The sequence below is a fragment of the Deltaproteobacteria bacterium GWC2_65_14 genome (genome assembly GCA_001797615.1).
Taxonomy (GTDB): domain Bacteria; phylum Desulfobacterota; class Deferrimicrobia; order Deferrimicrobiales; family Deferrimicrobiaceae; genus GWC2-65-14.
Genome location: MGPV01000058.1, coordinates 17,695 through 26,365, shown reverse-complemented (window position 1 = coordinate 26,365; position 8,671 = coordinate 17,695). Strand labels below are relative to the sequence as shown.

Below are 8,671 nucleotides of genomic sequence, written 5' to 3'. Positions count from 1 at the left end.
TCGAAGCGATGACGATCGACGAAAAGGGGCGGCGATGAGGCGATGCGACCTGTTGGTGATCGGAGCGGGACCCGGCGGCTACGTGGCGGCGATCCGGGCGGCGCAGCTGGGGCTTTCCGTGGCGGTCGTGGAGCGGGACCGGCCCGGAGGGGTCTGCGTGAACTGGGGCTGCATCCCGTCCAAGGCGATTTTAAAGACCGCCGACCTCTACCGGGAGATGCAGAACGCCGCGGCCCACGGGATCCGGTGCCAGGGGCTCTCGGTCGACTATGCGGCGGTGATCGGGCGAAGCCGCAAGGTGGCGGAGCGGATGTCGCGGGGGGTCGAGTTCCTGTTCAAGAAAAACCGGATCGAGCTGATCCCCGGCGACGCGGTCGTCGCATCTCCGTCGTCGGTCCGGGTGGGGAGCGAGGAGATCGGCGCGAAGGCGATCCTGGTCGCCGTGGGAACGGCGGTGCGGGGGCTGCCGGGGATCGAGCCGGACGGCAAGCGGGTGCTCACCAGCGACGACGCCCTCGCCCTCACGGATCTGCCGGCCTCGGTGGTCGTCCTGGGCGGCGGGGCGGTCGGGGTCGAGTTCGCCTACATCTTCCGGGCCTTCGGCGCCGAGGTGACGGTCGTCGAGATGGAGGACCAGCTTCTCCCGCGCACCGACCGGGAGGTGGCGAAGGAGCTGGAGAAATCGTTTACAAAACAAGGGATCCGGGTGCTGACCTCCGCCCCCGCGAGGAAACTGGACGCGGCTTCCGGCACTCTAACGGTGGGCGCTCCCGGGAAGGAGGAGACCCTTTCCGCCGACCGCTTCCTGGTCGCCGTGGGACGGGAGCCGCTGACCGCGGGGCTCGGGCTCGAGGCCTGCGGGGTGAAGCTGGAGAAGGGGTACATCGTCGTGGACGAGCGGTTCCGCACCGGATGCCCGACGATCTTCGCCATCGGCGACGTGATCGGCGGGATGCTGCTGGCGCACGAGGCCTCCGCGGAAGGGGTCGCGGCGGCCGAGATCATCGCCGGGAAGGAGGCGAGCAGGCCGGACCGCGACCGGATCCCGGCCTGCATCTTCTGTCAGCCCGAGGTCGCCACGGTGGGGCTCTCCGAGGAGGAGGCGCGGCGGCGGGGGATCGCGGTGAAGACGGCGAAGTTCCCCTTCACGGCGCTGGGGCGCGCGGTCGCCTCGGGGCACACGGAAGGGTTCGTGAAGATGATCGCGGAGGAGCGGTACGGGGAGGTGATCGGCTGCCACATCATCGGGCACGGAGCATCGGACCTGATCGCGGAGGTTGCGCTCGCGCGGACGCTCGAGGCGACCTTCCACGAGATCGGGAAGACCGTGCACGCCCACCCGACCCTGCCGGAGGCGGTCCGCGAGGCGGCGCTCATGCTGGCGGGGGAGGCGATCGACATCTGACGGCGGACGGAGGGAGGAATGACCGAGCAGAAGGAGCGGGAACTCTACTTTTGGCTGCGGCTCGTCCGGGAGTTCGAGGACCGGATCTCCGCGCTGGACAAGCAGGGGAAGATCCAGGGCGGGGTCTACTCCGGGAAGGGGCAGGAGGCGGTGACGGTGGGGGTCTGCCACGACCTGCGCCCCGACGACTGGATCTTCCCGCTGCACCGTGACCTGGGCGCCTTCCTCGTGAAGGGGGCCGACCCGAACCGGCTGATGGCGCAGATCTTCGGCCGCCGGGACGGCTTCTCCAAGGGGAAGGATTCCTTCCTGCACGGCGGCGACTTCTCGCGCTGCATCTTCGGGGCGACCTCGATGCTCGGCTCCACCCTCCCCGTGGCGGTCGGGACCGCCTACAAGTTCAGGATCCGGAAGGAGGACCGGGTGGCGGTCGCCTTCTTCGGCGAGGGGGCGAGCAGCCGGGGGGACGTCCACGAGGCGATGAACTTCGCCGGGATCCACAAGCTCCCCGTGCTCTTCCTCTGCGAGAACAACTTCTACGCCTACTCCACCCCGAACGAGCTCCAGTTCGCCGTCGAGGATGTCGCCGACCGGGCGGAAGGGTACGGCTTCAAGGGGGAGGTCTGCTCCGGGAACGATCTCCACGCGGTGATGAAGGCGGCCAGGAAGGCGATCGAGCGGGCGCGCGCCGGCGAGGGTCCCACCTTCCTGGAGTGCAAGACCTACCGGTACCACGGGCACTCGGAGCATGACCGTGCCACCTACCGGGACCAGGAGGAACTGATCGCCTGGGAGAGCCGGGACCCGATCGAGCGGTGGGAGGTCTACCTCCAGAAGCGGAAGTACGACATCGACGCCATCCGGGCGGAGGTGTCGCAGCGGGTGAAGAAGATCGTCGACGACGCGGTGGCGTTCGCCGAGGCCAGTCCCCTGCCGGAAGGGCCCGAGGCGATGGAGGATCTCTACGCCACTCCCATTCCGGAGGTGTAGGCGATGGCGGCCACCTATATCCAGGCGATCAACCAGGCGATGCACGAGGAGATGGAGCGGGACGAAAACGTCCTGCTCCTCGGGGAGGACGTGGGGATCCTCGGCGGCGCCTTCAAGGCGACCGAGGGGCTTCATGCGAAGTTCGGATCGGATCGGGTGGTGGACACCCCCATCGCCGAGGCGCTGATCGTCGGCGCGGGGGTGGGGCTGGCGATCCAGGGGATGCGCCCGATCCTCGAGATGCAGTTCATCGACTTCATCTCCTGCGCCTTCGACCAGATCGTGAACACGGCGGCGACGCTCCGGTACCGTCACGGGGGGCAGACCGCCTGCCCGATCGTGATCCGCGGACCCTGCGGGGGAGGGGTCCACGGGGGACTCTACCACTCGCAGAACCCGGAGGCCTGGTTCTTCCACGTGCCGGGGCTGAAGGTCGTGGCCCCCGCCACCGCCTACGACGCGAAGGGGCTGCTGAAGGCCGCCATCCGGGACGACGACCCGGTGATCTATCTCGAGCACAAGTTCCTCTACCGGCGGATCAAGGAGGATCTTCCGGAGGAGGAGTACCTGGTTCCGATCGGGAAGGCGGCGCTGCGCAAGGAGGGGACCGACCTGACGGTGATCACCTACGGTTCCCCGATGCACGCGGTGATGAAGGCGGCGAGGGACATGGCCTCGGAGGTCGACATCGAGGTGATCGACCTTAGGACCCTGCTCCCGCTCGACTGGAAGACGATCCGGGCCTCGGTCGCCAAGACCGGGAAGGCGCTGATCGTGCACGAGGCGCGGAAGACCGGCGGGATCGGTGGGGAGATCGCCGCGCGGATCGCCGAGGAGCTGTTCGAGTCGCTGGACGGGCCGGTGATCCGGCTGGCCGCGAAGGACACCCACAACGCCTTCGCCGCCCCGATGGAGGACTACATCCTCCCGAACCAGGAGAAGGTGACGGAGGCGATCCGCAAGCTTGCGGCGTACTGAGGCTGGGCGGGGACACTCCTCCAACCGTACCACCGACAACCTCGAGGAATGTCCCCGGTGGGGCGAGAGAGTCTCACGGAAGGGAGAAAGGAAGATGCGGATAGATGTCGTGATGCCCCAGCTCGGGGAGAGCGTGGTCGAGGGAGTCGTGGTGAAGTGGCTGGTCCAGGTGGGGGCGGTCGTGGAGAAGGACCAGTCGCTCCTGGAGATCTCCACCGACAAGGTGGACGCCGAGATCCCCTCTCCCGTGGCGGGGAAGGTCGTGGAGATCCTGGCGAAGGAGGGGGACACGGTTCCCATCCAGGAGGTCCTCTGCCGGATCGAGACGGAGGCGAAGGCCGAGCCGGAGCCTCCACCGCCGAAGGCGGAGAAGTGGGACGAGGAGGAGGAGGGGTTCCCCGGCGCGATGGCCCGCAGGTCCGGCCCTCCCATACCCCCCGCGCCCAGGGCGGAAGCCCCGAAGGTGGCTCCCCCGACTCCTCCGCCCGCGCCGGAAGGGGACAAGGTCCGGATCTCCCCGGTGGTGGCGAGGATGGCCGCCGAGCACGGTCTCGACGTGCGCAGCATCCCCGGGACCGGCATCGAGGGACGGGTGACCAAGAAGGACGTCGAGAGCTACCTGGCCGGAAAGCCGCCGAAGGCGCCTCCGGCGGCCCCGTCCGCCGCGAAGCCTGCGGCGGCGCCGCCGAAAGCCGCGCCGCCCCCCCCGAAGGCGAAACCGGCGCCCCCTCCCCCTCCGCCCGGGGCGAAGGTGACCCCCGAAGGGGACCAGGTGGTCCCCTTCACGCCGATCCGGAAGATGATCGCCGAGCACATGGTGGCGAGCAAGCGGACCTCGCCGCACGTCCACACCTTCGCCGAGGTGGACATGCACAAGGCGGTCGCCTTCCGCGCGGAGAAGAAGAAGGAGGGGGTTTCCCTCACCTATCTCCCCTTCGTGATCTGGGCGGCGGTCGAGGCGCTCCGGGAGTTCCCGATCCTGAACTCCCAGGTGGTCGGGGAGTCCACCGTCATCAAGAAGGCGATCCACATGGGGGTGGCGGTCGACACGGAGCGGGGGCTGATCGTCCCGGTCATCCGCAACGCCGACGAGAAGTCGCTGCTCGGGGTGGCCAAGGCGGTGGAGGATCTTGCGGCCCGGGGCGCGGCGAAGAAGATCCTTCCCGACGAACTGACCGGCGGGACCTTCAGCATCACCAACCCGGGGCTCAAGGGGAACCTCTTCGGAACGCCGATCCTGAACCAGCCCCAGGTCGGCATCCTGCGGATGGGGCAGATCGTGAAGCGCCCCGTCGTGGTGGAGCGGGACGGGGAGGACGCGATCGTCATCCGTCCGATGATGGTCCTCTGCCTGGGCTACGACCACCGGGTGATCGACGGAGTCGCGGGGAATGGCTTCCTTTACAGGGTCCGGGAGATTCTCGAGGCGGGGGAGTTCCACCTCTGAGGGAGGCGCCATGGAGACCGTCTGGCTTGGGAGCGTCGAGTACGGTCGGGCGCTGGATCTGCAGCTCTCCACCCTGCGGCGGCGGGCGGAGGGGGAGATCCCCGACACCCTCCTGCTCCTGACCCACCCCCACGTCTACACCTTCGGCCGGGCGGGGAACCCGGAGAACCTCCTCGTGACGCGGGAGGCGCTCGCCCGCGACGGGATCCCCGTGGAGCGGGTGGGGCGAGGCGGCGACGTCACCTACCACGGGCCCGGCCAGCTTGTCGGGTACCCCATCGTCCACCTGCCCCGACCCGACGTGCACCGTTTCGTCCGGTCGATCGAGGCGGCGCTGATCGAGGCGCTGGCCCGGTTCGGTGTCAATGCGGAGAGGATCGACGGGCTGACCGGCGTCTGGGTCGGCGGGAGGAAGATCGCCTCGATCGGGGTCGGGGTGAAGCGCTGGGTCACCTACCACGGCTTCGCGCTGAACGTGAGCACCGATCTGTCCTACTTCGAACGGATCCACCTCTGCGGCCTTCGGGACCGCGCGGCGACCTCGATCCGTGTGGAGACAGGGAACGAAATCCCGGTGGAGCAGGTGGGCGATGCGGTTTCCGTCGCCTGCGCGAAGCATCTCACGGGGTTCTCATGACCAGGCCGGCGCATGCCGAACGGCCTCCCTGGCTGAAAGTCCGCGCCCCTTTCGGCGGAGAGGTGGCGAGGGTGGCCGAGGTCCTGGACAAGCACGGACTGGTCACCGTCTGCCGGGAGGCCCGCTGTCCGAACGTGGGGGAGTGCTGGGGGGAGGGTACGGCGACCGTCCTGGTCCTGGGAGACGTCTGTTTCCGGGGGTGCTCCTTCTGCAGCGTGAAGCCGGGGACGCCCGGGCTGCCCGACCCGACGGAGCCGGAGCGGGTGGCCGCCGCCGCCGCGGATCTTCGATGGAAGCATGTGGTGGTGACCTCGGTGACCCGGGACGATCTGCCGGACGGAGGGGCGGGGCACTTCGCCGCAGTGGTCCGGGAGCTGCGCGCCCTGTCCCCACCCCCCTCGGTGGAGCTCCTGGTGCCCGATTTCTCCGGAAGCCGGGAGGCGCTGTCCACGGTCGTCTCGGCCCGCCCGGAGATCCTGGCGCACAACGTGGAGACGGTCCCCCGGCTCTACCCGTCGGTCCGTCCCGGGGCGGTGTACGAGCGGTCGCTCGAGCTGCTTTCACGTGCCTGCCGGATGGATCCCCGCCTTATGGTAAAGTCTGGGCTGATGGTGGGGTTCGGCGAGAGCCGGGACGAGGTGGTCGCGGTGATGGAGGATCTCTACAGGACCGGGTGCCGGTCGGTCACCGTGGGGCAGTACCTTTCGCCGTCCCGGAACCATCCCCGCGTCGGGAAGTACTGGTCGATCGAGGAGTTCGAGGAACTCGGGAGGGCGGCGCGCCGGATCGGGTTCGTCCGGGTTGCCTCCGGCCCGCTGGTCCGAAGCTCCTACCGGGCCGCCGGGGAAGCGTGAACGGGAGGGGAGAATGAAAAAAGAGCGTGAGATCCTCCACCTCGACCTGGACGCCTTCTACGCATCCGTCGAGGTCCTGGACAACCCCACCCTGCGCGGCAAGCCGGTCATCGTCGGTGGCGGGGTGAAGCGGGGGGTGGTCTCCGCCGCCTCCTACGAGGCGCGCAAGTTCGGCGTCCACTCCTCCATCCCGATGGCGAAAGCGAGGCGCCTCTGCCCCCACGGCGTCTTCCTTCCCGTGCGCATGGAGCGCTACAAGGAGATCTCGGACCGGGTCTTCGGGATCTTCCGCCGCTACACCCCGCTGGTCGATCCGGTCTCCCTCGACGAGGCGTTCCTCGACGTCACCGCGTCCGTGCAGCTGTTCGGCACCCCGGAGGAGATCGCCCGGAAGATCCGGGCCGAGGTCCGGGCGGAAACGGGGCTCACGGTTTCGGCGGGGGTCGCCTCCTCGAAGCTCGTCGCGAAGATCGCCTCCGACATGAACAAGCCCGACGGGCTCGCCGTCGTCCCCCGCGGGAAGGAGCGGGAGTTCCTGGCGCCGCTCCAGGTGGGGAAGCTCTGGGGGGTGGGGGAGACGACCCGGAGCGCCCTCGCGGAAATGGGAGTGATGAAGATCGCCGACCTCGCGGGGATCCCCGAGGATGCGGTCGTCCGGAAGCTCGGGAAGCACGGGGCCCACCTGCACCGGCTCGCGCACGGGATCGACGACCGGGAGGTGGAGCCGGAACGGGAGATCCAGTCGATGGGGCGCGAGAACACCTTCGACGAGGACCTCCTGGAGATTCTCGACCTGAGGGGGCAGCTCCTCGACATCGCCACCCGGGCCGCCGCGAGGCTTCGGAACCACAGGCTCAAAGGGCGGACCGTCACCCTCAAGGTGAAGTATTCCGATTTCCGGCTGGTCACCCGCGAGGTCACCCTGCCCCACGGGATCGATGACGGTGGGGAGATCTTCCGCCAGGCGCTGACGCTCCTGGAGAAGACGGAGGCGGGGAAGAAGCCGGTCCGGCTGCTCGGGATCTATCTCTCCAACTTCGGGGGGGAGCCCGTGCGCGACGCGGGATCCGAGCAGATCTCCCTCTTCGGGTATCCTCCGCAACCGGGCGTTCCCGCTCCCCGGTCCCCGGGGGCGCGGGACCCGGCGCGGACGGCGAAACTCAACGAAGCGGTGGACCGGATCCGGGGAAAATACGGGGAGAAGGGGGCCCGGCCCGGGACGCTGGCCGGCAAGGATAAGAAGTAAGGGGCAAAGCAGGGATATCGGGGGGGGCATAGTGAAAAGTTGATGGAGATTCGCCACCAACTTTCAGGCAGGTGGCCCCCGCGGGTCGGGCTTTCCCTCTTGCTGCGCGGTCGCTCCCCGCTTGATTTTCCGCGGCGCCGTGGATACTATGGTTTTTCCTCGCGTGCCGAAGTGGTGGAACCTGGTAGACACGCCATCTTGAGGGGGTGGTGGGGAAACCCGTGGGGGTTCGAGTCCCCCCTTCGGCACCATCGCAATAACAAAAGGGATTTCGGCTTCCCGCCGGAGTCCCTTTTTTCGTTAAAACGGGCCGACTGGCTCATTTGTGGCTCGCGGAAAATATTCCTCTCGGCAGCCTCCACGGTTGTTGACATCGGTTAACGTGTCGGTTAACCTTTCCATATGGGCAAGGTTGTCCGTTTCTATGAGACCGAGGACGGCGAAGTGCCGGTCAAGAAATTCCTCGACTCTCTCCCCGGCAAGGTTGCCCAGAAAGTCTCGTGGGTCCTGATGCTGGTGGAGGAACTGGACATCCTGCCCGCGACCTACTTCAAGAAGTTGGTCGGTTCGGAAGATATTTGGGAGTGCAGGACGCAGTTCGGTTCCAACGAGTACCGGATACTATGCTTCCACGCTGGCGGTTCGGTCCTGGTGCTCACGCATGGGTTCGTAAAGAAGACCCAGAAAACGCCGGCGAAGGAAATCGAGAGGGCGGAAACCTACAAACGGGATTATCTAAGGAGGCACAAGCGCCATGAGTGACTTGAAGAAATACGTCGCGGAGCGGAAGAAGCGTGATCGGGAGTTCGCCGAGGGGTTCGACGAGGGCTACGCGCGGTTCAAGATCGGTGCGACACTTCGGAAGGCGCGTGAGGCGGCGGGTTTGAGCCAGGAGGAACTGGCCACCCGCTTGAGCACCAAGAAGACTGCGATCTCCAGGATAGAGAACCATGCGGAAGACATAAAACTCTCCACCCTCGAGAGGGTGGCCGCGGCACTGGGGAAGCGTCTTCTGGTGAAGATCGCGTAGGTTGCAGGGGGTGGTGGGGAAACCCGTGGGGGTTCGAGTCCCCCCTTCGGCACCAGTCGAAATCCGCAGGCGCTCAGTGAATCT

9 protein-coding genes, 1 tRNA gene and 1 pseudogene (1 of these 11 cut by a window edge) are annotated in these 8,671 nt (G+C 67.6%); all 11 read left to right on the top strand.

All coding sequences use genetic code 11. From position 1 onward, the window contains the following. Positions 1 to 38, top strand: a pseudogene (locus A2X88_05925) (hypothetical protein) (it extends 1,090 nt beyond the left edge of the window). Continuing rightward, entirely contained in the window at positions 35 to 1,405 is a 1,371-nt protein-coding gene (locus A2X88_05920) for a dihydrolipoyl dehydrogenase (protein OGP33234.1), read from the top strand. Before A2X88_05925 ends, A2X88_05920 begins: the two are co-directional and overlap by 4 nt. A gap of 18 nt (positions 1,406 to 1,423) precedes the next feature. After that, positions 1,424 to 2,395: a hypothetical protein gene (locus A2X88_05915; GenBank protein OGP33233.1), complete on the top strand. Its 972-nt coding sequence runs from the start codon at positions 1,424 to 1,426 to the stop codon at positions 2,393 to 2,395. Between the two features lie 3 nt (positions 2,396 to 2,398). Beyond that, positions 2,399 to 3,373 (top strand): pyruvate dehydrogenase, encoded by a 975-nt coding sequence (locus A2X88_05910; GenBank protein ID OGP33232.1) that lies wholly within the window; start codon positions 2,399 to 2,401, stop codon positions 3,371 to 3,373. A gap of 94 nt (positions 3,374 to 3,467) precedes the next feature. After that, complete coding sequence (locus A2X88_05905) at positions 3,468 to 4,820, top strand: hypothetical protein (protein OGP33231.1); 1,353 nt, start codon at positions 3,468 to 3,470, stop codon at positions 4,818 to 4,820. Between the two features lie 10 nt (positions 4,821 to 4,830). Continuing rightward, on the top strand, positions 4,831 to 5,457 hold the full coding sequence (locus A2X88_05900; GenBank protein OGP33230.1) for a lipoyl(octanoyl) transferase: 627 nt from the start codon (positions 4,831 to 4,833) through the stop codon (positions 5,455 to 5,457). After that, positions 5,454 to 6,311, top strand: coding sequence for a lipoyl synthase (locus A2X88_05895; protein ID OGP33229.1), 858 nt, complete (start codon positions 5,454 to 5,456; stop codon positions 6,309 to 6,311). The genes A2X88_05900 and A2X88_05895 overlap by 4 nt, the downstream gene beginning before the upstream one ends. 13 nt (positions 6,312 to 6,324) lie before the next feature. Further along, positions 6,325 to 7,557: a hypothetical protein gene (locus A2X88_05890; protein ID OGP33228.1), complete on the top strand. Its 1,233-nt coding sequence runs from the start codon at positions 6,325 to 6,327 to the stop codon at positions 7,555 to 7,557. 165 nt (positions 7,558 to 7,722) lie between these two features. After that, positions 7,723 to 7,808 (top strand) — tRNA-Leu (locus tag A2X88_05885). 151 nt (positions 7,809 to 7,959) lie between these two features. Next, positions 7,960 to 8,319 carry a hypothetical protein gene (locus tag A2X88_05880; GenBank protein ID OGP33227.1) on the top strand — a complete coding sequence of 120 codons (360 nt, stop codon included), beginning with the start codon at positions 7,960 to 7,962 and terminating at the stop codon, positions 8,317 to 8,319. Beyond that, entirely contained in the window at positions 8,312 to 8,587 is a 276-nt protein-coding gene (locus A2X88_05875; protein OGP33226.1) for a transcriptional regulator, read from the top strand. Before A2X88_05880 ends, A2X88_05875 begins: the two co-directional genes overlap by 8 nt. The last annotated feature ends 84 nt before the right edge of the window (positions 8,588 to 8,671 follow it).